Annotated in this window: 20 protein-coding genes; 4 read left to right on the forward strand and 16 right to left on the reverse strand. The window is 67.9% G+C overall.

Translation table 11 applies throughout. From position 1 onward, the window contains the following. Nucleotides 1–3: 3 nt before the first annotated feature. The 16 genes from KGQ19_RS01385 to KGQ19_RS01460 all read right to left on the reverse strand — a co-directional run bounded on the left by KGQ19_RS01385 (nucleotide 4) and on the right by KGQ19_RS01460 (nucleotide 16,846). Nucleotides 4–309, reverse strand: coding sequence for a hypothetical protein (locus KGQ19_RS01385; RefSeq protein ID WP_212007176.1), 306 nt, complete (start codon nucleotides 307–309; stop codon nucleotides 4–6). Further along, nucleotides 306–881, reverse strand: coding sequence for a hypothetical protein (locus tag KGQ19_RS01390; RefSeq protein ID WP_212007177.1), 576 nt, complete (start codon nucleotides 879–881; stop codon nucleotides 306–308). Before KGQ19_RS01390 ends, KGQ19_RS01385 begins: the two co-directional genes overlap by 4 nt. After that, nucleotides 878–1,570, reverse strand: a complete 693-nt coding sequence (locus tag KGQ19_RS01395; protein ID WP_212007178.1) for a hypothetical protein — start codon at nucleotides 1,568–1,570, stop codon at nucleotides 878–880. Before KGQ19_RS01395 ends, KGQ19_RS01390 begins: the two co-directional genes overlap by 4 nt. 104 nt (nucleotides 1,571–1,674) lie before the next feature. After that, nucleotides 1,675–2,091, reverse strand: coding sequence for a hypothetical protein (locus KGQ19_RS01400; RefSeq protein ID WP_212007179.1), 417 nt, complete (start codon nucleotides 2,089–2,091; stop codon nucleotides 1,675–1,677). A gap of 182 nt (nucleotides 2,092–2,273) precedes the next feature. After that, entirely contained in the window at nucleotides 2,274–4,070 is a 1,797-nt protein-coding gene (locus tag KGQ19_RS01405) for a vWA domain-containing protein (RefSeq protein ID WP_212007180.1), read from the reverse strand. 95 nt (nucleotides 4,071–4,165) lie between these two features. Further along, nucleotides 4,166–5,533 (reverse strand): AAA family ATPase, encoded by a 1,368-nt coding sequence (locus KGQ19_RS01410; protein WP_212007181.1) that lies wholly within the window; start codon nucleotides 5,531–5,533, stop codon nucleotides 4,166–4,168. 41 nt (nucleotides 5,534–5,574) lie between these two features. Then, on the reverse strand, nucleotides 5,575–5,964 hold the full coding sequence (locus tag KGQ19_RS01415; RefSeq protein WP_212007182.1) for a hypothetical protein: 390 nt from the start codon (nucleotides 5,962–5,964) through the stop codon (nucleotides 5,575–5,577). Nucleotides 5,965–6,305: 341 nt separating this feature from the next. Next, nucleotides 6,306–6,530 (reverse strand): hypothetical protein, encoded by a 225-nt coding sequence (locus KGQ19_RS01420; protein WP_212007183.1) that lies wholly within the window; start codon nucleotides 6,528–6,530, stop codon nucleotides 6,306–6,308. Between the two features lie 648 nt (nucleotides 6,531–7,178). Then, nucleotides 7,179–7,772: a C40 family peptidase gene (locus KGQ19_RS01425; RefSeq protein ID WP_212007184.1), complete on the reverse strand. Its 594-nt coding sequence runs from the start codon at nucleotides 7,770–7,772 to the stop codon at nucleotides 7,179–7,181. Nucleotides 7,773–7,798: 26 nt separating this feature from the next. Further along, a complete protein-coding gene (locus KGQ19_RS01430) occupies nucleotides 7,799–8,623 on the reverse strand; it encodes a replication-relaxation family protein (protein WP_212007185.1) in 825 nt (274 codons plus the stop codon). Continuing rightward, nucleotides 8,620–11,127: a helicase HerA domain-containing protein gene (locus KGQ19_RS01435; protein WP_212007186.1), complete on the reverse strand. Its 2,508-nt coding sequence runs from the start codon at nucleotides 11,125–11,127 to the stop codon at nucleotides 8,620–8,622. The genes KGQ19_RS01430 and KGQ19_RS01435 overlap by 4 nt, the downstream gene beginning before the upstream one ends. Next, a complete protein-coding gene (locus KGQ19_RS01440; RefSeq protein ID WP_212007187.1) occupies nucleotides 11,128–12,951 on the reverse strand; it encodes a VirB4 family type IV secretion system protein in 1,824 nt (607 codons plus the stop codon). A 12-nt stretch (nucleotides 12,952–12,963) separates the two neighbouring features. After that, entirely contained in the window at nucleotides 12,964–13,848 is an 885-nt protein-coding gene (locus KGQ19_RS01445; RefSeq protein WP_212007188.1) for a PrgI family protein, read from the reverse strand. A 5-nt stretch (nucleotides 13,849–13,853) separates the two neighbouring features. Continuing rightward, nucleotides 13,854–15,599 (reverse strand): TrbL/VirB6 family protein, encoded by a 1,746-nt coding sequence (locus tag KGQ19_RS01450; protein WP_212007189.1) that lies wholly within the window; start codon nucleotides 15,597–15,599, stop codon nucleotides 13,854–13,856. 3 nt (nucleotides 15,600–15,602) lie between these two features. After that, nucleotides 15,603–15,962, reverse strand: coding sequence for a pilin (locus KGQ19_RS01455; RefSeq protein ID WP_212007190.1), 360 nt, complete (start codon nucleotides 15,960–15,962; stop codon nucleotides 15,603–15,605). Between the two features lie 98 nt (nucleotides 15,963–16,060). Beyond that, nucleotides 16,061–16,846 (reverse strand): RNA polymerase sigma factor, encoded by a 786-nt coding sequence (locus tag KGQ19_RS01460; protein WP_212007191.1) that lies wholly within the window; start codon nucleotides 16,844–16,846, stop codon nucleotides 16,061–16,063. A 356-nt stretch (nucleotides 16,847–17,202) separates the two neighbouring features. Here KGQ19_RS01460 and KGQ19_RS01465 point away from each other — a divergent pair, with 356 nt between their 5' ends. Genes KGQ19_RS01465 through KGQ19_RS01480 form a run of 4 tightly spaced genes read left to right on the forward strand, consistent with a single transcriptional unit; the run spans nucleotide 17,203 to nucleotide 23,134 of the window. Continuing rightward, nucleotides 17,203–18,660, forward strand: coding sequence for a site-specific integrase (locus tag KGQ19_RS01465; protein WP_212007192.1), 1,458 nt, complete (start codon nucleotides 17,203–17,205; stop codon nucleotides 18,658–18,660). Nucleotides 18,661–18,687: 27 nt separating this feature from the next. Next, nucleotides 18,688–20,550 carry a hypothetical protein gene (locus tag KGQ19_RS01470; protein ID WP_212007193.1) on the forward strand — a complete coding sequence of 621 codons (1,863 nt, stop codon included), beginning with the start codon at nucleotides 18,688–18,690 and terminating at the stop codon, nucleotides 20,548–20,550. Further along, the gene (locus KGQ19_RS01475; RefSeq protein ID WP_212007194.1) at nucleotides 20,547–22,703 is read left to right on the forward strand and encodes a site-specific integrase; all 2,157 of its coding nucleotides are present in this window, start codon (nucleotides 20,547–20,549) and stop codon (nucleotides 22,701–22,703) included. Before KGQ19_RS01470 ends, KGQ19_RS01475 begins: the two co-directional genes overlap by 4 nt. Beyond that, nucleotides 22,694–23,134, forward strand: a complete 441-nt coding sequence (locus tag KGQ19_RS01480; protein ID WP_212007195.1) for a hypothetical protein — start codon at nucleotides 22,694–22,696, stop codon at nucleotides 23,132–23,134. Before KGQ19_RS01475 ends, KGQ19_RS01480 begins: the two co-directional genes overlap by 10 nt. Nucleotides 23,135–23,231: the final 97 nt, after the last annotated feature.

Here is a 23,231-nt window from a genome sequence, read left to right on the forward strand (position 1 = left end):
CTTCTAGGGCTCGTCTGTGGGGCCGTCGAGTTCTGCGATGAGCCATCCACGGCCCAGGCGCGCCATCAGGACCGCGCCAAGCTGCCGGGCCTGCTGCTTGGGGATGCGGCTGGCTTGGATCGCCGAAGAGTAGGCGTCGACTGCGGCCCGCAGGTCGCGCTTGACGCCGCGTCGATGGCCTGGGTCCGCTGTGAGCCGCCCCGAGTGATGCCAGACTCCGCGTGCTGCCTCGACAACGGCTTCGTTGTTCGCGAGTTGGGCGAGAATCGCCTCGTCGGCGGCGCTCTGGTCGGTCGCCTTGTCGCTCACGGCGTCGCCCCCGGCACAGGATCGGCATTGATCAGCGGAATGAGGACGGCAGCCGGAGCCTCGCTGGTCGCCTGCAACAGCGCCGCAGCGGTGTGGATCACCCAGCCGCCGTGCTGGGCGCGGCACGCTGCGAGCCAAACGGCCTCGGCTCGGTGGTCCGGGCTGGTCCAGCACGCGATTCCGGACAGGGCTTGGGCCAGCCGACCTCGGTCGCACCGCATCCCGCAGGATTCCAGCGCTCTCCCAACCGCGCGTCGCTCTGTGCCACCGCCGCCGCGAGCGGCTTCCGGTGCCTCCAACGCGCTGGCGACGACGTCCGCCGATGGCGCGTGGTGGATCACCAACCGCCAGGGGGCGGCGGCGCCGTATCGGCAGGGCAGGCCCACCGCTGTGAGCTCTGAGAGCGGGGAGCCCAGGTCGGCGCTCATCCGTACCCTGATCCGATGTTCTGGATCCGACAGGCTCCAGGCCGAACCGGGCTTGGAGGCGACGGCGATCGAAGCCGCATGCCAGCCGGCTGCTAGCAAAGCCTCGCCGACTTGGCGCTGAAGGTGGAAGGGGGGCGGGCTCATTTCCCTTCCTCCGATTCCGCCCCGGGGCGCTTGGGCATGATCCGGCTGGGAAAGAGCCGAGCGCTCGGCAACGCCAGCGCGAAGGCGGAGATGACGGAGCCTGGGGTGTGCGCCGTGGCATCGCACGTAACCCCCAGCCCTGCGACGAGCCATCCTCCCGCGTCTCCGTGGTCGCCGTGCTCCGCGCAGCGTTCACAGCTGGGAGTGAAGGTCGGCATGTGGAAGGACGCGACGACGGCACCGTCCGGACGGGTGTAGGTCGCGACGCGTGGCCGACTGACCTTGCTGGTGTGCGGGCGAACGGCGGTCCACCCCGCGACCTCGAACGCGCCGAGCTCCGGCGCACTGTCACCTGCGGCCAAGGCTGCTGCCAGGATGGCTTCGGCCGGTGGGTCGTAGGCGGTCAGGCGCCAGGACGGGCGGGCGCCGATCGCATGGCCGCCGCGGGTCGGAAAGGTGCGGGGTCGGGGTGCGCCTGCGATTTCCACGATTTGGCCGCGCTGCATGCCCAGAGACAGAACCAGCAGCTTCACGTATCCCCGTGTGTACCGGGTGACGGCGTGGGCGCCGGGGTGGTCGTCGCAGGATTCGGGTCGCTTGCTGAAGCCATGCGTGGCCAGACCTGAGCCGATGGTCTCGGCCCTGGCTCTCTGTACGGAGAGTGAGGCGTGATGTTGGGTGATACGCATTGTCAAAGCCCTTGTTCGAATAAAGCTTGGTACGCCGCGATTCGGCGAGGTTGTGTGACCCGGCGGGCGCGGGAGCCACCTGCGCGCCCGCCGGGAGTCTGGAGTCAGGGCACGAACACATCGCCGAGGGCGATGGCGGCCAGGACGGCTGGAGGCGTATAGGCCGATGTGACGTACTGGGTCCGGCGGGGTGTGTGCCGAGTCGGCGGGCGGGAAACCAGCCAAGCGCCGGGGACGTCGTTTTTGGTTGAGAACCGGACGGCGTTGCGTTGTCCGTCCAGCGAGGTCCACGCGTATTTCACGGTCCCGTGCTGGTGCCCGACCTCCGCGCGGTGCCAACCCTCTGCCGCGAGGAGATCTGCCAGGGGCGTCCACAGGCCCTCGGTCTCGTCGCGGGCGGCGTCGGTTGCTGCCGCGACGACGAACGGGTCGGGATTGTCGGCGGCCACATACCACGGGACATCGGTCCCGCTGCTCGACAAATGCACGGTGATCCCGTGCAGGATGTTGGTTGCGACCATGAGAGTGGGCCGGATGCTCCGGCGTCGGAATTCGGTTGTCGGGCTGACACCTACCTGGTCGAAGCGCTCCCAACCGGACGGCAGTAGTTCCTTGGACAGCACGGCAAGGAAGGCGGCGCGGCCGTCGGCCGTCGTTGAGCCGTCCGCCTTAGCGGTGTGGGCGGAAGTGAGACGGCGCGGGCTCATCGCGCCACGGCCAGGGCTTTGACGGCGGCGTGGCCGATCATGGCAATCGACTTCGTGGGGTCGGCGACGGTGACTTCCGCCGCACCCCGCAGGATCGTGGAGCTGCCGGTGAGCGTCAGCCAGAGGACGGCACAGCCGGAGCTGATCAGGTGGGCGACACGTTGAGCACCATCACGGCGTTCGTTGTCGTAGAACTTGCCATCGGAGACGACGACGATGAGCCGCGCAGTGCCGGGGTGCGACAGCCCGAGGCCGGCGTCGAGGACATCGATGGCTTCGCAGAATCGCTCGTCACCCCCTCCTGTGCGAAAGACCGAAACTGCGGCGGGTGCCTTGTTCGGTGTGGTGAGGGCCTTGACCCGCCCACTGCCGAACGTGACTGCGGCGGCCAGCGAGGCGGGGTCGGCGGCGGTCACGGCTGTGGCGATGACCCATGCCGCAGACGCGAGCGGCTTTTCAGCACAGCTCATGGAACCGGAGTTGTCGACGGCGATCCCCACGCGCAGCGGAGGATGTTCGACCACGCGGCGCACAACAGCGGTGAACGGTTTAGCAGTGGGGATCGCTCCGGCGGCGCGCTGCGCGTCGCGGACCAGCGCGCCACGCATACGCAGCCTGCCGGGAGGCAGCTCACTCGATACCAGAGTGGTGCTGCGGTTTCGCCAGGCGGCGGCGCGAAGTTGCTTGGCCAGTGTGGCTGCCGCTCCGCGCTCCTGCGGCGTCGGAGTTCGGGTCGGGATAGCGGAGCGGTCTTGACCGAAGAAGATCTTCTTGGCCGCACGTGCGCCCTTGATCGTGCGGACATGGTCGATCGCCGCGTCCTGCGCTTCCCTGGCTTCCCTTGCGGTCCTCGCGGCGACATCTGAGCCGACCCGGCTCGCGACCTCTGCTGCCGCCTTGGCGATCGCCTCACCAATGAGCTCACCACTTGTGTCGGTCGCGGTATCCCCGCCGTTGGAGGGGCCTCCCGAGGAGCCTGCACCGGTGCCTTCGGCGTGGAACGGGGATTCCGCGTCCGGTTCGTGGCCCGTAGCCTCGCACCAAAGGGAGCCGAGATCGAGCATCGCCTCACGTTCGTGGTCGTCCAGCATGTGCGCCCGGCGCCAGATGTTCTCGAGGCCAGTGAGCACGTCATGACCGAGAGCCCTCTCTGCGGCGGCGCGCAAGGGCTCTGTCTCCTCGCGAGTGAGGACACCGGCGTCGACTCGCGCAAGCACCAGGGCAGCGGCACGACCCGCGATTGCGCGACCGGTCACCTCCCGCGCCGACAATTCAGGCCAGACGATGTTCATCGTTCCGGCCCGAAGCCATAGGCGGTCTTGAGGTCGGTCTGTAAGGTGTGCGGCCTCGATCCGGGATTCCTCCAGAAGCATTGCCGCATCGACGGCGTTGCTCGGAGTGGCCGGTACATCAGCGGGGGTCCAGGTCGAGTGTTCGGCGTGTGCCGCCTCGTGTACCAGCGCGCCCCATGCGTTTGGATAGCGATAGCGGTCGGAGGGCAGATGCGCGCGGATCGATTCGGGATCCAAACAGTCGAAGCAGTGGCGGTCAACTTCTACGGTCGCCTTCGCGGGCGCGAACATGGCCGGGGCGCCGACAGCTGTGACCGGGACGGCCTTGACGATCAAATCGTCGCGGTTGGCGATATCACAGACCGCGTCGGTGAGATCTGCGGAGACCGCCAGCCAAGCCTGCTCCGCAATGACTTGGTCGTCGGTTCTCGGGGCCGGGGGTTCCGGTGCGGTCGGCGCGTCGGCCGCGTCGCCGTAGTGGATGTGTGGGGTGCCGGTCATCGTTCGGGTTCCCTGTTCTGTGTGGTTCGGGTTGATAGGTTCGCTGGTGGCGGCCGGGCGCAATTTGGGTGCGCCCGGTCCGCCGCATGCTGGAGTCAGAGCCGCTTGCCGAGGGCCAGGGAAGCGACTTCGCGACCGAGGGCGGTCGTCACGGCCTCCGCGACGGCTTCGCGGTCCTCGACCGGCGCGATGCCGATGAGGTTGGCGAATGCGACTTCGTCGCCCAGCACCTCGGCGATGGTGCGGAACCCCAGTAGTTCCCGGAGATTCGGACACCAGGAGACGTCACCGGTTCCGACTCGCCTTCGGAGGTTCTTCGCGACCGTGATCGCCTTGGGATGGATGCCGAGGTCCTTGGCGAGGTCGAGGTCTGAGGACACCTCGACTTGGAAGCAGAACCTCGACGAGAGGGCTTCGGTGAGTACGGCACCGTGAGCACCAGGGTTATGGCCCGCGATCACGTAGAAACCGGGTGCGGCTGTCACGGCTTCGTTCTTGTGAGCCTTGATGTAGATCTCGCGACGGCCGTCCAGCGCGGGGTACAGCACGGCCAGAACGTTGGCCGGGATGAGTGTCGCGTCGTCGATCAGCAGCGCGCGGCCTTCCCGCATCGCGACGACCAGCGGACCATGAACGAACTCGTACGTCCCATCAGGGTTTTGCGTGTATTCGCCCACCAGGTCGGCCACGGTGGTGTCGTTGTCCCCGGCAACGGTGATCAGGTCGGTGAACGCCGCCTCGACCATCGAGGTCTTGCCGGTGCCGGGCGGGCCATAGAGCAGGGCTGCGACCCCGGCGTCGCGCAGGCGGCGCAGTACTTCTACATCGCGGTGTCCGCCGAGGTCACGGGGGTGATAGGCCTGGCCGTTGGGTCGGATCACCGGTCCCGCGTCGCTTGGGGCGGTCTCCGGCTGGGCTGTTTCCAGCGATGCCACTGGTTTGGGGTCGCGCTTGCGGCCGGCCTGCTTCTCCGCTGCGGTGACCGTGGCGACTGGTGCCGAAGTACTGGCGGGCGTGCCGCTGGGCTTACCGGCGGGCGTGCCGGTGGTTGCCGCGCTGGTCGTCGGCGCCGGGGCGGGGGCGTCGGTGACCGCCGCCGGTGCCGGAACCGGGGTCTGGCTGGCCGCCGTAGGCGTCGCCTTCGGCGCTGTGACCGGGACCGTGAACCGCGCTGCGGACGCGGTGGTGTCGGTCGCGCGGAACCGGCGGGGTTTCTCGCAGGTCAGGCGGGCATGTCCGGCTGCGGCCAGGGCCATCAGCGCGTTGCCCACCGCACCGCCGGAGGCGTCCAGCGTCTTGGCGACCTGCGTCACGGTGTGCTCATCGTGCGGTGCCGCCGCGAGATGAGCGGCGGCGGCCGCACGCAACTGGCCTCGTACGGCTTTGTCCTTACCGGTTTTGGTCTTACCGGTCTTGGCTTTACCGGCTTTGGTCTTGCCAGCCGGAACCGACTTGTTGGTCATGGTGGGGTGGCTCCCGATTTCGATGGTTGAGAGGGTGGCGGTCAGCGCGCGGCGCGGTTCGGTACGCGGGCGGTGGTCGCAGCGATCGCGGCGGCGCAGACCACGGACGCGGGCACGTTCGCGGCGAACGTCGCGGCGAACACGCGGGCATGAATCCGGCTGATCGGCCCGTGTTCGGCCACCGGGAGGTCACGTGCGTCCGGATAGACCGCGAGTTCGGTGATCAGAGCAGCGGGACGGCGGTGGTCCTCGATCCATTCCAGAACCGCGACCAGCTGTCCGTGCTCGGTGATCGCGTGATGCATGACGCGCGGCGGCTCGGCGCCGAAGTCGTACGTGCCCGGGAGTTCGCGGGTGGTGAATCCGGCAGCTGACAACAACGCGGCCAGTCGGTTCGGGTCGAGGACGGGGATGTTCTGGTCGGGGGTCATGGGGTATCTCCTCAAGATCGGGGTGGGGATTGGTGTCGCGCGGTTCGGTTTCGGCCGACTGCGGAGGGTTCAGCCGAACGGCATCACGCCGTTCTGGTTCGGGAACTCGATGACCGTGGCCGTGTCGCCCTGGGTACCGATGGCGCCCTGCGGGGCGGGCGTGATTTCGGGCATGGCGGTGCTCCTACTCGGGGAAAGCGGGCGGAGTAGCCGCAATTTGGGCATGGCTCCGCCCCGGGAACGGGATCGGGGGTTTTGAGCGAGAGGTGGCCGCCGCGCACGGACGGAAGGGCGTCCGGCGGCCGGTTCAGGTGCGGCGGATCGTCAGCCGCGCGGGCCGGTCAGCGCGAGTTGCGCGGAGCGGGGACGAACGGGGAGGACCAGACCCGGGGGAGGCGTGCGAGATTCGACATGGCGGCATCCAGTTCGGTGAACCGTGCGGCCATGGTCTGAGCACGGTAGGCGTGCGGGCAGTTTCCGCCGCAGCACGGTGCCGGGGATTTCGCGGCCCGCGTGGCGTTCGCCGACAACTCACGGAGCTGCGAGATAATGAGGTCAAGGCTCATGACGTACTCCTTGCTGACTTCAGACGGTTGCTGGGTGTGGTCGGTGCCGGTTTCCGGCGGCGGGGGCGCAACCCCGCCGCCGGGCTTTGCTTACTGGACTGGCCAGGCGGGCCGGTCGTCATGGTGGGGCGCGAATGACGTGCTCCCGTTCTTCTCGATCTGAATCGGTGCGGTTCGTGATGTCCGTTCCGCCCTCACTTCTTGATGTACCCAACAATATCTTGATCAATGCGTGAGGCAAAGCTCAAAACGCCCATTTATTCACCCATTTGGACTACGAGTTTCCGGCCTAATAACTGTAACGCGATTATAAATGCCAATTGGTGTCTGGTTATGTCTGGGAGGTGTTCTGGAGAGCGGGGTGCGGGAGGGGCCGGTGTCTCGCGGAACGCGGAGCGTCGAGAGCCTGCCGGCCCGGTCGGGTAGAGCGGGCCGGCAGGCTCGGTAGAGGTCGCGATCGCGGGTCGGCCGATGGCGGCGGACAGCTGGGAAGAGATCGTGGAAAGCGCGATCGTCGGAGCGCGGCAGGCCTCCTGAAAAGCCGATCTGACCTGGTGATTCAGGAGAGCGTTCGAGGTTGGAGTGCGTATCGGGCGGTGTACCGGCCGATGTACCGGTCCGTGTACCTGCGGGCGCAACGGGGAGTGCTCAGCGAGCCGCCGTGGGACGCGAAGCCGCGAAGAGGTCGTCCGCGGCGAGTGGATCGAAGCGCACTGTTTCGTGCGGCGCGGGTGCGTTGAGTACGACGGCGGTTCCGCGGACAACGCCCATGAAGATCGCTACGTGATGCGCGAACGAAGGACTTCCGTAAAAGACGAGATCTCCAGGAAGAAGACTTTTCAGATCGACTTTTACGCCTTCTGAATATTGATCTGTGGCGACTCTGGGAATCTCTACGCCGGCACTGCGATACGCCGCCTGCGTAAGCCCCGAACAATCATATCCCGGGACCCCGGTGCCACCCCAGACGTACGGTTTACCGATCTGGGCGGCGGCGAACGCGATGGCGTTCGCGGCGGCTGGCGAGGGGGCGGCGTGCTCGGCGAACGCGATCAGGTGAACGTAGTCGTCAGCCGACCAGATACGTGAGGTGTTCACCGGGCCGTCGACCACCGTGTGCCATACCTGGTTGAGCGGACTGGTGACCGCCGCCGTCACCGCCGAGGCGGCAGCGGCGACGAGGACGATCAGGAACAAGAAGAAGGCCGCGGCACACGATGCGGCACGTCCGGATGCTGTCAAGACGGACCCTTCGAGTCGGTCGGACGTCAGAGCGCATGCGGCTGGTGGGGAACCCCGAGATGAGCACAGGCAGCCGCACCGAGCTCGGCCAGGGTCAGCCGACGGTCGGCGAACACCGGTCGCCACACAGAGCCGGCGACGTCGGCCTGTTCCGGATCGCCGGCTGCGGTGGCGAACGGGACCTCGGCGTTCGCGGCGCCCAAAGCCTGGTGGACGTGTTGTTCGCGGCGGGCGTTGGGCAGCCAGAACAGCACGGGGCAGCAGGTGTCGGCGGTATGCATCAGATCGTCGTAGCCGTTGAGCTTGGCCACCAGCCGGTGCAGGGGCTCGCTCCCGGTGTCGTACTCGAAGAAGAACTCGCACCACTGCTCACCCACCCGCCAGCGGGCGAAGCCGTCGGGCCGTACCCGGGCGGGGAACAGGGCGGCGGTCGTCCACTCCGAACGCCACTCTTCGAGCGCGGCGCCGCGGATTCGTCGGCTACGTGCGATGAGTTGGCAGAAGAACTCGTTGACGCCTCGGAGGTGCCCGAGGTCCGGCCGGAGCGCGGCTGCGGTGGCGGCCTGTGTCTTGCCGGCCGGCGGCATCGCGGACCGGCTGACGCCGAGGAGCTTCAGCGCCTTCGCGGTCGCGACGCAGTGGAGCACCGAGTCTCCACCCGGAGGACGGAAGGTCTCGATCAACTCGGCCTCGCGTAGGATACCGATCCGGAGCCGGGCCTTGCTGGAATGGTTGAAGAAGGCCGTGGTCAGCTGGCTGCTGGTGAGAACGCGGTGCTCAGCGATGAGCCGGAGCATGCGGGCGTCGCGGGCGGTGATCCGGTCCGCCGCGCCGGAGGACGTCGTCGTCACTGGTGGTCTCCTGGCAGAAGGCGCTCGATCGCGGCGTGACGGGCGGTGGTGCTGGCCCGACTGTTCAGCCGACTCCGTTCGGCAAGCTCTGGTTCAGACGGTGGGAGAGGTCGGGTACGCAGGGTGAAAGCCGGCATGGCGGCGCCGTCGACGTTCAGCCGCGCAGCCGCCTGATAGCCGGCGAGATGGGAAAGATCGTGCTCGGAGAGCATCGGAGCGGTGTGCGTCGCCAGTGTCCGCGCGTCCTCCGGGGAGCAGGTGAAGAACACCTTGTTGCGGGTGTTCGCACTGATGCCCTCTCGAAGGTCGCTCGGCATCTGCGCGAGGTTCTGATGGGCGAGGGCCAGAGAGAGCCGGTAGCCACGGGCCTCGGCGAGCATGTCCTCCAGCGGGATCGGCAGGTTCAGGAAGTTGTGTGCCTCGTCGAGGTAGAGGCCGGAGTCGATGCGTGCGCCCTCGGCCGACTTCGCGCGGGCGGAGGCGGCCTGCCAGGTCGCGGCGACGATGAACGAGCCCAGCAACCGGGCGGTCTCCTCGCCGAGCATGCCCTTGGGCAGCCGGACCAGCAGGATCCCACCGTCGAGCACTTCGCGCAGATCGATGGTGGAGGCCGGCTGCGAGACGGTCGTGTGGACGAAATCCCGCAGCAGGAACGCTCGCAGCTTGTTCAGCAGCGGTGCGACGACGGCCGCCCGCCCCGCCTCCGACAACTTGTCGTAGCCGTCCCAGAACCCGTGCAGAACGGAGTAGGAGTCCGGGAGCCTGGACAGCGTCCGACGTCGCACCACGTTGTTCGTGAGCAGGTCGGGTACGTCGGCCAGCGTGGGCGTCTTGACCTTGGCCATCACCTTGGCGTCGGCCGTCGCGAGCAGAGTCAGCAGCGCGGCACGGAGAACATCGTCGGTGCGAGGACCCCAGTGTGCTGCGTAGATCCGATGGAAGATCCCGACCAGGTTGTCCACCAGAAGTTCCTGGTCGTCCCCGGCGGCGAGCACGTTCAGGGTCGCACGCGGCCCGGGCTCGGACGGATCGATGAGCGCCAGGCGGCGGCTGGTCGCTGCGGGGAGGCGTCCTAGCAGGTCGGTGACGAGATCTCCCTTGGGATCGATGACGACGACCCCGCGGCCAGCGGTGATGTCGTCCAGGATCATCCGCCCCATCAGGGTCGACTTACCGCTGCCGGTCGCGCCGAGGATGTGCGTGTGCTGACGGGCGTCGGCGATCTTCAGCCCGATCGGGCGGGCGGGTCCGGTGTCGGCGTCGCCCATCAGCTTCACCTCGCTCCCGACGGCCGCGACGGCGGGAGGCGGAGCGATCGACCGCGCGCCGGCCCGGGCGACACCGAGCGCGAACGGGTCGAGCGGTAGGTGCGCGAGGGCGGCCAGCTCGGCGACCGAAAGCAGGTTGCCACGGCCGAACGCTCGGGCTGCGGCCGTGGCCACCGGCTTGGCCAGGCGCTTGCGGGCCCACCAGTTCCGCTCAGCGAAGACTCCGAACGTCGCCGCAATAGCGTCGGCCACGCCTCGTACCCGAGCCCGAAGTTCCCTCGGCGACTCCGTCTGGACTGTGGACGCGACGGCATAGCGGACTTCCGTCTCCCACATAGAGCCGGTCATTTTGCCCACGGCCGAACGCAGATCGGCGGCGGCGGCCGGATCCATCCGACTGACCAGCGGCCACGCACCGTTGCGGTGGACGAGGGTGACCTCGTCGAGCGCTGAAAGAGCGAGGGCACGGCCGTTCGACCGGCGATGTCCTGAGGCTTTGTACCGCAGGTGAGCCATCTGATGCCTGGCACTGCGCAGGCGCCGGCCCGTGGTGGGGCGTGCCAGGACCTGGACCGTGGCGTACTCGTCGCTGTGCAGTCCGGCCCCGGCCCCGAGCAGTGCGCGCAGCGGGTCCGAGTCGAACTTGGCGTGGAGCGGAAGCACCTCGGACTTCGCCAGGCGCAGCCGGCCTCCGGTGGACGCGATCGCGGTGTGCGGCAGCGGTGCCCGGGGCGTCGTCATAACGGTGGTCCGGGCACCAGGCCAGGCCGACTCGACAGCGGCCTCGACAACGCCAGGCGGGATCACGCCGGGGACCCAGATCCCGACCCGGGCGCCGGAGACGTCGAAGCAGAACTCGAAGACCAGGTGTGGCTGGCCGTCGACCATGCGTCGCCAGGCCGGCCGTAGGAGCGCGTGCAGGTGCGACCAGAACGCCGCGGCGGAGTCGGCGGCGACTGCGGGAGGCATCTGGATTTCGATCAGCCGTGCCCCGTCGGCCAGGAGCCGGTGCTGCCGGGCCCGCAGTACGAGGCGCATGCCGGCCACCGCGCCGAGGACGGCGATCGAGCCGGAGGCGTCGAACGCCCAGTTGCCGAGCGCGCTGTAGGGTAGTCCGCCAGCGAACCCGGACAGGACGGCATACGGATCTTCGAGCAGGCGGATCAGCAGCCCCGGCTGGGGTGACGGCGTCGTGGCTGCGGTCGCCTCTTCCGCAGTGCGCAGCAGCGTCAGCATTCAGAAGTCTCCGTCCTCGGGGCTCGGATTCCGGGGGTTCTTGGCGGCGTCCATCCGCGCGAGCTCGGCGGGATCGGTGGTCGCGAGTACGTGCTCGTCAGCCGAGGCGACCGCGGAGAACGCGGCTCGGCTCGCGCCGATGGTGATCAGCCCGCAGCCGCGGTCGGCGGCCAGGAGATAGGCGCGCTCGCCGGCCGATAGTCCGAACGCCGCGTCGATGGACTCGACGGCCTGCGGTGCCTGACGGAGCAGGATCTGGATGGCGGCGTTGGCCACGACTGCTTGGCCGAGCTCGGAGCCGAGCAGGTCCGCTGCGTCCTGGGTGATGACGGCCAGGGCGGCCCAGTACTTTCGCGCCGCCTTTCCCATTCGGAACAGGAACCGGGCACCGGCGGGCTCCTTCATCAGCAGCCAGGCCTCGTCCACGACGACGAGCCGGCGTTGGCGCTGCGGTGACGTCACCTGACGCCAGATCGCGTCCAGGACCAGTAGCGTGCCGATGGCTTTCAGCTCCTCAGGGAGGTGCTTCAGCGCGTACACCACCAGGTGCCCCTCCGCGGCGGTGCTGGTCGGGCCGTTGAAGAGTCCTGCGAACGAGCCCGTGGTGTGTGGTGCGAGGCGACCGGCGAGTGACTTGGCCTCCGGCCCGCCGTCCGCGGCCAGGGCGTTGGCGACGTCGATGAGGGTTGGGGCTGCGCGGCTGTGAGTCCGGACGTCATCGGTGATCCCGGCTTGGGCGTAGGCCGCCAGGATCGCGGTGTCCAGAACGGCGCGTTCGCTCGCCGTGAGCTCGCTGCCCAGAAGCACCGAGACGACCGTGTGGCCGAACAGGGCCCTGCGTCGAACCGCATCGCCGGATGGCTCTGAAGGCAGGTCGAAGGGGTTGATCCTGGTCCCGGGCACGCCGAGTTCGATGATCGTCCCGCCGACCGCCTCGGCCAGACGCACGTACTCCTGCTCGGGGTCAACGACCATCACCTGTACGCCCGAGTAGAGGGAGCGGAGGATGTCGAGCTTGGTCAGGTAGGACTTCCCGGCTCCGGACCGGGCCAGGACCACCGAGTTGTAGTTGTCCAACGCCCACCGGTCGAAGCACACCAAGCCGGCCCCGGTGCCGTTGACGCCGAGCAGTACCGGGGTCGTCGAATCGGCGACTTGGGCGAGCTGATCGCTGGTGAAGGGAAAGCAGGCCGCCAGGGCGTCGGTGTCGAACGTCCGCCGGATCCGCAGCCCGTCCAGGCCCAACGGCAGCGTCGTGGTCCACCCCTGGACGGTGCGATAGGTGGCGGGGACCAACCGCAGCAGCATGCCGTCGGCCATCGACTTCACCGCTGAGACGGTCTCGGCCAGAGCCTCGTCACCGTCGGCGAAGACGGTCAGGTAGATCCCGACGGTGAACAGGCGCCCCTCGCCGCAGGCGAGTCGGTAGGCGAGTTCGCGGGCGTCCGCCGCCGTGGACTCGGTGAGCGGATCGTCGAGTCTTCCTCGTTCGGCGCTGAGACGGCGGCCGGATTCCAGCCGGGCCCGCTGCTTGCGCAGCCTGTCCGCGGCCACGGTGGCCGGCACCGGTTCGACGTGGATCGCGACGTCGATGCGTGCGGGGTAGGAGAGCAGGGGTTCCAGCCAGCCGTTGCCGACCTCGGCCGGGTAGTCGGCGACCGCGAAGCTGGCGGCGTGGGTCGACTCGCCGATCGCGAGGGTTTTCGAGCCGACGGTGAGGCTGGATGGCCCCAGGCCCAGGGTGTCGCGGCGCGATGCCTTCACGGTCGACGCGAGTGGCAGGATCGATGCGGCGTCGCCGACGAGAGCTGTCAGAGATCTCATGGCCAGGCCTCCTTAGCTGTTGGCGTCGGGGTCCAGGGCGGCGGCCAGCACGGTCGCCGCCGAGGTGGGATCGAGCGGTGTGACGTCGACTTCGGCGGCTGACAGCGCCGGAACGGCGCCGCTGATCCGTTGTTGGGCGCGGGGAATGCGTGTGCGGTCCGGTTCCCGGGCTGTGATCAGGAGGGAGCGATGCAGTACGTCGCGGGTGTCGCCGATCTGGTCCAGGAACTCGGCGTGGCTGAGAGCTGCGGACTCCAGCAACGGATGTGGCAAGGTCCCCGCTGATTCGCGGAGGACCCGGGCCTCGGCGCTCAGGTCGGTCGGGGTCGTGCGCGATGTGATCTGTACCGGGCCGGTCAGGCTGTTCAGCCAGCGTGCGAAGCCTGCGACGAGTAGTTCCTGCTCTGCCGGGGTCCGGAGGGTGAAGTTCACGGCCGACGCGGTGGCCAGCACGGCGGCTCCATCGGAGCCGAGATCCACGGCGCCGCTCGGATCCACGCTCTGGGCCGGCAGATTCAGCGAGGACGGACTCGCCGTTTGTTGCGTTCGCAGCGCGGCCCGCAGGAACTGGGGGTGTTCGCCTACTCCTTCGGGCGCCATGACGCGTCGTCTTGACGACATCCCTTGCTTCACAGCTGCCAGCAGCAGTCGGTCGACGCTAATTCCGTCGCGCTCGGCTGAGACTGCGATCCCGAGCAGCAGGAGGAACAGGGCGGCCGGGGCGGCGAACATCACAGGCGGCACCGTGTTGCGCAGACCGAGCCAGGCCAACCATTCCCCGACGGCCGTCGCCCCAAGGATCACGGCTTGTCGTGCAGTCGCCCCGAACAAGATTTTGTCCGGACGAGATACATCCTGGGGGATCTTCACTGTGCTGGAGTAGTGGTCGCTGGTCATGTGTATCAGCCCCTTTCTTCGGGAGCGGTGGTGCCGCGGCGGCGGCGCGGTTTGTCAGGGACTGGGGGAAGGAAGACCGGGGCGAGGGGCAACACGGCTGGCGGGTTCGGTGCCCGCTTGCGCGGCGACGGGTTCGGGAAGGCAGGCTCGTGCCTTAGGGCCGCGCCCGGCCGTGGTTCGGGCCTGGTCGGAACAGGCCGCGCAGGAGCCGCGCCGGGCTCCTTCTCGACCGGGCCGAACAAGCCGTACTGGCGCCCCCGGGGCGGCGGCGGTGCGCTCAGATGCTGCTCTTGGAGACGGTCGAGCCGGGTGGACCGGCCGGGTGGCAGGGCCAGTGGCTTGCGAACCGGTCCCAGCGGGGTGGTCGGCGCCGGTCCATGCGGTCGGGCGCTGCGGGGCGCCCCGGTCGTCGCTGCGGTGGGTTCGTCGGGAACCACGGCTGCCGTCACGGTGACCGTCTCGGGTGCCGGCTGCCAACCTCCGATGCCGCCGCTGCCCGGCCCGGGGTAGGGTCCGCGCGCGGGAACGAGAGCCGATCCGGGCGTCGGCGGTCCGGGTCGGTGGTGGTTGTTCGAGGTGCCGTTGGCTCGCGGGGGTGCCGGACGCCGGGCGAAGTGGTCGCGGGCCAGAGCGAACCCGCGGTACAGCAGGTAGGACTTCACCAGGCGTCCGGCCAGGGTCGCGCCGAGGGGCCGGCGTCCCAGAACGATCCTCGTCACCCAGATCGGGATCTTGATGAGGACGAACACGAGTACCAGGGCCAACAGCAAATCGACGAGACCGCCGCCGGATGGAAGTCCGAGGATGATGTCGGCGTTTGGGTCGAAGAACACCTGGCAGCAGGTCACCAGCACGAGGGCTTGGCAGGCCTGGGTCGCGAGGCAGCCGATGATGGCCCGCCACCAGAGCTTGGCCAGGGGGTCGGTCTGGGGCAGGGCGTGGCAGGCGAGCGCGAGAGGGGATCCGGCGGTGAGAACGAGCAGGATCGCGGCGCGGAGGACACACGTCACCAGCAGCGCCACGCCCATGGCCGCGATGGCGCCGCCGATGAGGACAGGGAACAGCTGGGTCACTGCGGACGGCTGGAAGATCTTGTCGACCACCATCGAGGTGAGTCGCGTATCGATCCCTTCGGCGGATAACTGGCCGTTCATCAACCCCGCGGCCAGGGCGTTTCCCAACGAGACCGACTGGCTGATCGCCCACAACGACGCGTTGGAGGCGATTATCCCGATGAGCAGGCGCGGCGCGATTTCCTTGATCGAGTGCCGGGTCTGTACCGTCTCGTGGCCCATCACGATGACGGCGGCGGCCAGGACGAACAGGATGTAGATCGTGTTGGCCATGATCAGCACGCCGGTCCAGATCTGGGCGATCCGGCCGTTGGACACATCGGGGCTCGACAGGAGCGTCGACCCGATCAGCTTCAGGACAGGTTGAAGCGCCGACTTCACCAGGTTGCCGAGCCAGGTGTCGATCGCCTTCTCGATCTGCCCCGGGACGTCCCACCACGACGGGTCCGACCCGCCGGCCGGCGCGAGACCCGGGCCGACAGCCGGGGGCGGGGACATCTGGCCGCCGCCGATCAAGGGGCCGTAGATCCCCGGCGGCACCGGCTGCGGCGGGGGACTGCTCGGGTTTCCGGGCACTGCCGGGGCGGCGGCTGCCGCCCCGGCAGCGAAGACGACCAAGGCTGCTGCCACGCCGGCCAGGAGCAGCACCCGGCGGGCGTGGCAGCTGCGGCGGTGCATGTCTCAGCCCCCGCCGACGATCGACTTCAGGGCATCGACCAGGACCGGGGCCAACACCGCCAGGGCATAACCGATGGCCGCCGACCTCAGCGCGTGCTTGGCCCGCTCGACCTCACCGGGGTCCCCGGCGGCGATCAGGTACTTGACCCCGCCGATCGTCAGGAACGTCGTTGCCAGGCCGACCAGCAGGTTGACCAACCAGGTGCGGACACCCTCGATCACCTGTTGCAGCGTCGGCCCCGGGGCGGTGGGGCCGCCGGCGGCGTGGACGCGGGTCACGGCGAAGATCGCGAAAACGGCGGTGGCTGCCAGTAGCACGGCGGCCCGACGGCGATGGTCGTGTTGATTGGGGTCGTAGGTCATCGTGCGCAGCCCTTTGGTTCGTGGAATCGGCGATACCTCGTCCACAAAGGCCGCGGGCCGACGCACAGTCGGGGTCTGGGAAACTCCTCTGACCCCGCTCACGCCCGGCCCCGGGACTGCACGAGAGCTGACTTCGACGGCACCGGCCGGCCCTGCAACCAGGCGACCAGCCGAGCCTCGGCCCGCTGCCGTCGGATCTTCACGGCGTTCGGCGTCACGCCCAGCATCTCGGCAGCCTCGGCCAGCCCGACCCCCTCCAACCGGGTCATGCCGATCAGATCGGCGTCGGCCGCGGACAGGACGCCTTCCCGTTCGGCACGGACCAGGACCAGGTCTTCGTGTCCGAACGGCATCCGCGGCGGCTCGGACTGGAACGCCGAGGCGTGGCGGACGAAGTCGATCTCGGATGCCACGGTGCGCTCGGCGGCGCGGAAAGCTGCCCAGCGGAGCCGGGGGAGGATGCCCGGGCGGCTGATGTCGATCGTGGCCAGGTGGTCCAGGAAGGCGGTGACGACTTCGCCGTCCAGGTCTTCGACGGGACCGTCGAAGCTGCGGGCGAAGGAGGCGGCGATCGTCTTCAGCGCCGGCATCGCCATTGCGACGGCGACGACGGTCCAGGCCCCGGCCATTTCGCGCGAGCGGCGGACCAACTCGGCCCACACGGTGTCGCGCGCGGCCATGGGAGTGGACTTGGACAGCAGGGTCTTCCGGAGTTCGGTGACGGTCACCTCGTCGCGGCCCGCCGGTGCTGCGGTCAGGAGGAAGGAGGCGGGAAACGCCAGCGGCGCGTCGTCGGCGCACAAGGTGAGAAACGCGGATTCGACGGCGTGCAGCGGCGACGTGGAGAGGGCGGACGAGGCTGAGGCGGCGATGTCGATCTTCATCGGTGGCTCCCGAAAGCTGGGGGTGAACGTGTTGCTTTCGGGTTCGCGGGGTGCCTGACACGGTGCTGAAGGGGCGCTGTCCGACGCCTTGCTCGCTCCTGAAACGAGGCGTCGGGCTGTATCTGAACGACCTGAACGAAGGGTTTCGGCGCACCGGCTAATAGAGTGTTGACCTGCTAGTTCAGCAGCTGATCAGGATCCAGACAGGGCGGCAGACCGGTGTCACTAGGCGATCCGCAGCCGCCCCGCCCCGGTATCCAGCTGCTGCTCGCGCTCCGGCACGAACTCACCGATCGTTCCGTTTGCGGCGGTTCTGTATCCGGTGACCGTTGTTGAGATTGATCGTTGTTCCGTCTATGACGGAGATCGACAGCGGTGCGTGGTGCTGGCAGGTTCATCGGTACGACTTGTCGCGGCCGGGCGGTGAACTGATGGAGCTGGTCGCGAGGTTCGCGCCGGACCTGCCGTCGTGGATACGGGTCCGTGGAGTCGAGGATGGACAGCGGTTCGTCGTCGGCCCGAACGGGCTGCCAGATCTCCGGATCAACGAGTGTCTGGGCTCGGCGAAGTGGCGCAACCTGGGCGAGCGGACCCGGGTGAGCTACACGTACTCGGTCGTCGTGTGGCTGAACTTCCTGATGGCACGGGGCGCGGACTGGTGGCAGGCCACGGAGGATGACGCCGAGGAGTTTGTGTTCTGGCGGATGACCGATCCGGCCAACGAGCGTCGGATCGCGGCGAACTCGTTCTCCCGCGACCTGGCGGGGCTGAAGAAGTTCTACGCCCGCATGGGCAAGATACACGGTGTTGCGGACCCGTTCGAGGACATCGAGGCTCCGCGGGCGGCTCGGCAGGAGAACGTGAAGTGGCTGGATCCGGCCGGCTATCGGCGCTGGCGGGACCTCGGGGTACGCGGGATGGGACTTGACGGTTGCGTCGACGGCTGGTGGCGGGGCCGCAACGAGGAACGTGACGCGGCGTTCTGCGATGGCCTGTTCGGCACCGGCCTGCGTGTGTCGGAGTGGGCCAGCGTGGTGCTGCCGGAGCTACCACGGTTCGAACCGCGACGCGGCTACTACACGTGCTTGCTGGCCGACGCCTGCGCCAAGGGCGGCTACGGCCATGCCTACTGGCTCCCGCAGGCACCGATGAAGGCGGCGCTGGGCTATGTCGAGGGGCCCCGGGCAGCGGCGGTGCGGCGAGCTCAGGCCGCTGGGCGCTATGAGCGGCTTGACGGTCTGCGCGAGGTGAGCGTCGCCGGCCTGTCGTCGGTGACGATGACCGGCCCGCGCGGCGGCACGGTCAAGCGGGCCTGGAACGACGTTGGCCCGCGCACCCGGCTGCGGCTGTTCCGCCGGACCGAGACGGGGCTGGAGCCGCTGGCGCTGTGGTTGAACGAGGACGGGCTGCCGCGCGACGGCCGCGGTTGGCAGCACACGTTCGACGTCGCCAACGAGCGGATCGCCGCACTGGGGCTGACCAGCTTCTCGGCGACTGCGCACATACTGCGGCACAGCTGCGCGCTGAAGTGGTATTCGATCGGGAAGCTGGTGTTCACCAGCAAGCTCGGGCATCTGGACGAGCGGGAGCGGGCAGACTTCCGCGAGCAGTTCGGCGACACCTGGCACCTGGTACAGACCATGCTTGGCCACCGCAGTGTCGAGACCACCAAAAACACGTACCTGGAGCCGTTCCGGACGCTCGACGTTGAGATTCTTCTCGCACACGCTGATGACTTCCCGATCGACCAGGTCATGGCCGCAGCGTTCGCCGATCATCCCCGAGTCCGCACCGATCCACTGGCGGCTGCCTAAATGCGCGGCCAGCCAGCTGCGCTTCCGATGGATCAGACAACCACGCACGGGTTGCTGGACGGTTCCAGTGGGATGGTGGTGCGCCGGTTCAGCCAGGACGGCACAGAACACCGCGACTTCGACTTCGGTAGCTTGCCCTGTTCGGAGGTTCTGCGCGAGGCGCTGATGAAGGCATTCTTGCGGCGCACAGCGCCGGGAACACGGGTGACGAGTATGGCGGCGATGGGCCATGCCTTCCGCATCGCGCGGCAGTTCGCTGATTATCTCGCGGGTCTTCGTTGGCCTCCGCGTGAACCGTCGCAGCTGACCGCAGAGCACTTCGACAGCTTTTGCGCTGCCAGGTTGGCCGCTTCCCCAAAATCCATGCCCAACCAGGTCGGGGATCTGCGGCGCCTACTGGCCTGCATGGATGGCATCAACACGACACTCACAGCGCGCATGGCCAGCGAACGACCCTCAAGGCTTGAGGCTGAGCCCAAGCACAGCTACAGTCGCGCGGAGTTCAAACGGATTGCCGATGCCGCCCGCGCAGATTTGCGGTCCGCGGCCAAGCGAATCCGGGGCAACCGCGAGGCTCTGCGACAGTTCCGAGAGCGGGAGTTGGCTCCCTCCGTGTGCGGCGATGCGGGCCTGCTTCGCAGGCTGGAGCTCCTGGACTACGTCGACCGTTTCGGAGACGTTCCCCGATACGCTGAGTCACCGCGCCCAAACTGGCCTTCGCCGCCGCCGCTGTCGTGGGTCCAGAAGCACGGTTCCGCTCCGTTGGTGGTGTCCTGGCTGCACCTGACCATCGGGGAGGCAGCATCAGCAGCGGTGCTGCTGGCGGTGATGACCGGCGAGAACCCGGAGGTAATCGTCAAGGTTCCTGCGGCACATCACCGGCCCGACGGCTTCACCGGAACACCGGGGACAGCGGTGGTCGACCTGCTCAAGCTGCGACGCGGACGGCGTGCCTGGATGACACTGGCGATGTCAGATGTCCCGGACTGGATCAGCATCCCCGACACTCCGGAGATTAACACGCGCGATGAGCTGCACACCGCGTTCGGGCTCTACGTCCTGCTGCACGAGCTGACCGCCGGGTCACGGGCACTCGTCGGTGGAGACAAGCTCCTGATCGGCTACCACAGAAGCGGTGGCAGCCACGGTCTTCGGCCGATAAATCCACACCATACTTCGCACCTCGTCCGCAACCAGGTCCGCAAGTGGGATCTGATCCGAGACGACCCCGACGACGGCCGGCCGGCCCCGCTGCTTCCAACCCTGGGCCGGCTGCGCCTGACCTACATCGAGCTGCACCAGCAGCCGGTCGCACACACTGAGCAGACCGCCGCGTCCACCTACCTGGGGCGCAACCGCGGAAACGTCACCGAATACCAGAAGATTGTGGCCGACGCCCTGGCTGAAGAGGCCGCAAAGGCTCATGCTCGACGAACGGTGGCGACGATGTCCGCGACGGACGTCGCGCGGGCGGCAACGGATCCGCAAGCTGTCGCCGCCCAACAGGGCCTGGATCCCGTGACGCTCCAGCGGATGCTGGCCGGCAAGCTGGATACGGTGCTAGCAGCCTGCACTGATTACCAAAACGGGCCGCACACGCCCGGTCAACCCTGCCGCGCCTCGTTCATGCTCTGCTTGGAGTGCGAGTGCGCCAGAGCCCTTCCCCGCCACCTCGCGCTACAGGTCCTAGTACATGACAAGCTCGCGGCCCGCCGCGGGCAGATCGATGCGTTGCGCTGGGCTCAGCGCTTTGCCACGCCATACGCACGCCTGGTCAACCTGCTCGGCCAGCACGACTCTGCTGCGGTCGCTGACGCCCGAGCCCACGCCAGCCCGGCCGAACATGCCCTTGCCGATCGCTTCCTGAATCGAGAGTTGGACCTGCGATGACCGTCTCAACTGTCGCCACCACGACCTTGTCCGCCGCCGGCGCACCGGGCATCGGCTCATGGCCCGGCCCGCGCACCGTGGTGCTGACGGACCGCCCCTTGGTCGGCGGGACCGATCCAGCCAGGCTGTCATGCTTCGCTGACGACTGGTGGGACCTCAATCCGGCAGTGTTCGAGCATCATCAGCGGTCCGCATCCCTGAACTTCGCGCTGATCCCGGCCGCGCTACGCCAAGATGCGAAGCTCTACATCTGGTTTCTGATCAACCGCGGGCGGGCGCTGCGTGGTGGGCAAGAGTCCCGACTCTCGATCCAGTCGATCCGGACCCTGTTCACCTGCTACCTGCGATTCGTGCTGCAGTGGTTCGCCGATCATGGGGTGACCCGCCTAAACCAGGTCAGCCCCGACCTGCTCTGGGACTACTTGCGCAGCTTGGAGGTCGAGAACGTTCCCTACGACCGCCGATACCGGCTGATCAACGAGGTTCGTCGGCTCTGGCAGCACCGGGACGTCCTGCCGGAGCACATGCAGCTACCGCAGGCCCCGCCATGGGGCGGCGAGGACAGCAGGGACCTGCTGGGCCGGACCCGCGGAGACAGGGAGAACCGCACCCGCCGGATCGGTGAGGAAACCATGCAGATGCTGCTGGCCTGGGCCATGCGGTTCGTCGAGGATTTCTCCGACGACGTCCTGGCCGCCTGGAGTGACCACCAGCGCTGGCTTGCCCGCGGCGCCCACCTCCGACCGAGACGGGACGCTCGGGCGTCTCGCCACGAACCCGGGGCCTTGGCGCCGAAGATCCGCACCTACCTTGAAGACCTCCGACGCAGCGGCGGCTCGCTACCGGGTTATCGCGACGAGGGCGGGCAGTTGCAGATCCGGTGGGGCCACCTATCGCTGATGTTCGACTGCGCTTCCTCGCTGGAACACACCACGACCGGGGCGTTAATCCAGAACTCCGGCTTGCCCATCGGGGAGACGACCTGGCTGCCGACCCCCATTACCGGCATGCTTGACGGCCGACCCTGGCGCGATCCTGGGATCGAATACAAACAGGCCCACATGTTCGCCCGGTTGCTGAGTACAGCCTGCTTCGTCGTCGTCAGCTATCTGTCCGGCGCGAGGGTCGGTGAGGTGTTGAACCTGCGCCGGGGATGCGTGCGACACGACAAAGGCACAGGGCTCTGGCTTATGGATGGGCTCTACTTCAAGGGCGCCGAAGATGAACACGGCAACAAGATCCCCGAAGGGCAGCTCCGACCGGATCCTTGGGTGATCATCGAACCGGTAGTCAAAGCCGTGTCTGTCCTGGAACGGCTACACACCAGCCCGTTGCTGTTCCCCAACCACCTCAAGCCGCACCTGACAAGGCAGGCGAACAGCCTGCGCCAAGGTCAGGCGCGAAGCGACCGGGTTATGGCCACCGACCTGGCGGCGTTCGTCGAATGGATCAACGCCGAGTGCTCCCGGCTGGGACGCCGCGACGCCATCCCTGATGACGGCAAGCCGTTGGCCCCTATCCGGCTCCGCCGCACGCTTGCCTGGTTTATCCGCCGCCGCCCTCGCGGACTCATCGCTGCCTCGATCCAGTACGGCCACGCCCATGTCCGGATGACACAGGGCTACGCCGGCTCTTACGCATCCGGGTTCCCCGATGAATACGCGTTCGAGGACTACCTGTTCCGCTTGGACACCCTGGCGGAGGATGAAAAGTCACTTGTTGACGGCGAACGCGTCTCCGGACCAGCCGCTGACAACTACCGCTTCCGCGTCAGCGCAGCCAACAAAGAGTTCGCTGGCCGCGTCATCATCGGGGAACGCCGCGTCCGCGACCTCCTCGGCAACCCCCTGCTCCAGATCCATCATGGCGAGGGCATGACCTGCGTCTTCAATCCTGTCACCGCCGCCTGCCAAATCCGCGGCTCCGCCGATGACTCGATGGTCACGCCGGACATCGACGACTGCCGGCCCAAGTGCCCCAACATCGCCAGAACCGACCGCGACATCGCCTGGATCGAACAGCGGGCCGCCGAAATAGAGGACATCGTTGCCGACCCGCTCGCGCCACCGATCCGTCACGCACGGGAGCGATCCGAACTCGACCGACTACTGAAGATCATCGCTGGCCACGAGACAGACGGAGCATGCCGGTGAACGCCATCTCAATCGAACGCGAATCCGATCCGGTCCGCAAAGCCATCCTGGCCGCGATGAACCGGCTGCTTCGGCACACCCCTCAGCGCTCGACCGGGCGCCTGAGCATCAGTCAGCTGGCGATTGAGGCGGGCGTCAAGCGCTGGGTCCTCACTCACCAGCACACCGATCTCAAAGACCTGTTCCAGCAACAGGCCGGTCAGCAGGAAGCGCGCCGCTCCGCAGCCCTGCGATCCGCCGACGAATTCGAGCAGCTCAACAGGCGACACGCCGAGCTCCAAGCCCACTGCCGATTCCTCCAAGACCGGCTCGACACATACGCCACCGCACTGAGCCTGCTCGCCGCAGAGAACGCCGCCCTTGCCGATCGCAGCAACGACGCCGCCAAGGTCCAGATCCTGCCGCCCCGCCGGCCGTCGCACAGGCCCTAGTCAAGGCGTTCTAGTGGGATCGAGCACGTCCTATCGGCGATACTGCGCCACTCTCAGCTCGTATATGGCCAGGCCTCTTGCTCAATACTCCGTTAGC

Source organism: Catenulispora pinistramenti (genome assembly GCF_018274385.1).
Lineage (GTDB): Bacteria > Actinomycetota > Actinomycetes > Streptomycetales > Catenulisporaceae > Catenulispora > Catenulispora pinistramenti.

Excerpts from the sequence above, each read along its gene's own strand:
- KGQ19_RS01405 (WP_212007180.1), bottom strand. The coding sequence starts at position 4,070 with ATGACCGGCACCCCACACATCCACTACGGCGACGCGGCCGACGCGCCG.
- KGQ19_RS01410 (WP_212007181.1), bottom strand. The coding sequence starts at position 5,533 with ATGACCAACAAGTCGGTTCCGGCTGGCAAGACCAAAGCCGGTAAAGCC.
- KGQ19_RS01455 (WP_212007190.1), bottom strand. The coding sequence starts at position 15,962 with ATGACCTACGACCCCAATCAACACGACCATCGCCGTCGGGCCGCCGTG.
- KGQ19_RS01450 (WP_212007189.1), bottom strand. The coding sequence starts at position 15,599 with ATGCACCGCCGCAGCTGCCACGCCCGCCGGGTGCTGCTCCTGGCCGGC.
- KGQ19_RS01470 (WP_212007193.1), top strand. The coding sequence starts at position 18,688 with ATGGATCAGACAACCACGCACGGGTTGCTGGACGGTTCCAGTGGGATG.
- KGQ19_RS01390 (WP_212007177.1), bottom strand. The coding sequence starts at position 881 with ATGAGCCCGCCCCCCTTCCACCTTCAGCGCCAAGTCGGCGAGGCTTTG.
- KGQ19_RS01475 (WP_212007194.1), top strand. The coding sequence starts at position 20,547 with ATGACCGTCTCAACTGTCGCCACCACGACCTTGTCCGCCGCCGGCGCA.
- KGQ19_RS01460 (WP_212007191.1), bottom strand. The coding sequence starts at position 16,846 with ATGAAGATCGACATCGCCGCCTCAGCCTCGTCCGCCCTCTCCACGTCG.
- KGQ19_RS01445 (WP_212007188.1), bottom strand. The coding sequence starts at position 13,848 with ATGACCAGCGACCACTACTCCAGCACAGTGAAGATCCCCCAGGATGTA.
- KGQ19_RS01415 (WP_212007182.1), bottom strand. The coding sequence starts at position 5,964 with ATGACCCCCGACCAGAACATCCCCGTCCTCGACCCGAACCGACTGGCC.
- KGQ19_RS01400 (WP_212007179.1), bottom strand. The coding sequence starts at position 2,091 with ATGGTCGCAACCAACATCCTGCACGGGATCACCGTGCATTTGTCGAGC.
- KGQ19_RS01465 (WP_212007192.1), top strand. The coding sequence starts at position 17,203 with ATGACGGAGATCGACAGCGGTGCGTGGTGCTGGCAGGTTCATCGGTAC.
- KGQ19_RS01440 (WP_212007187.1), bottom strand. The coding sequence starts at position 12,951 with ATGAGATCTCTGACAGCTCTCGTCGGCGACGCCGCATCGATCCTGCCA.
- KGQ19_RS01395 (WP_212007178.1), bottom strand. The coding sequence starts at position 1,570 with ATGCGTATCACCCAACATCACGCCTCACTCTCCGTACAGAGAGCCAGG.
- KGQ19_RS01480 (WP_212007195.1), top strand. The coding sequence starts at position 22,694 with ATGCCGGTGAACGCCATCTCAATCGAACGCGAATCCGATCCGGTCCGC.
- KGQ19_RS01420 (WP_212007183.1), bottom strand. The coding sequence starts at position 6,530 with ATGAGCCTTGACCTCATTATCTCGCAGCTCCGTGAGTTGTCGGCGAAC.
- KGQ19_RS01435 (WP_212007186.1), bottom strand. The coding sequence starts at position 11,127 with ATGCTGACGCTGCTGCGCACTGCGGAAGAGGCGACCGCAGCCACGACG.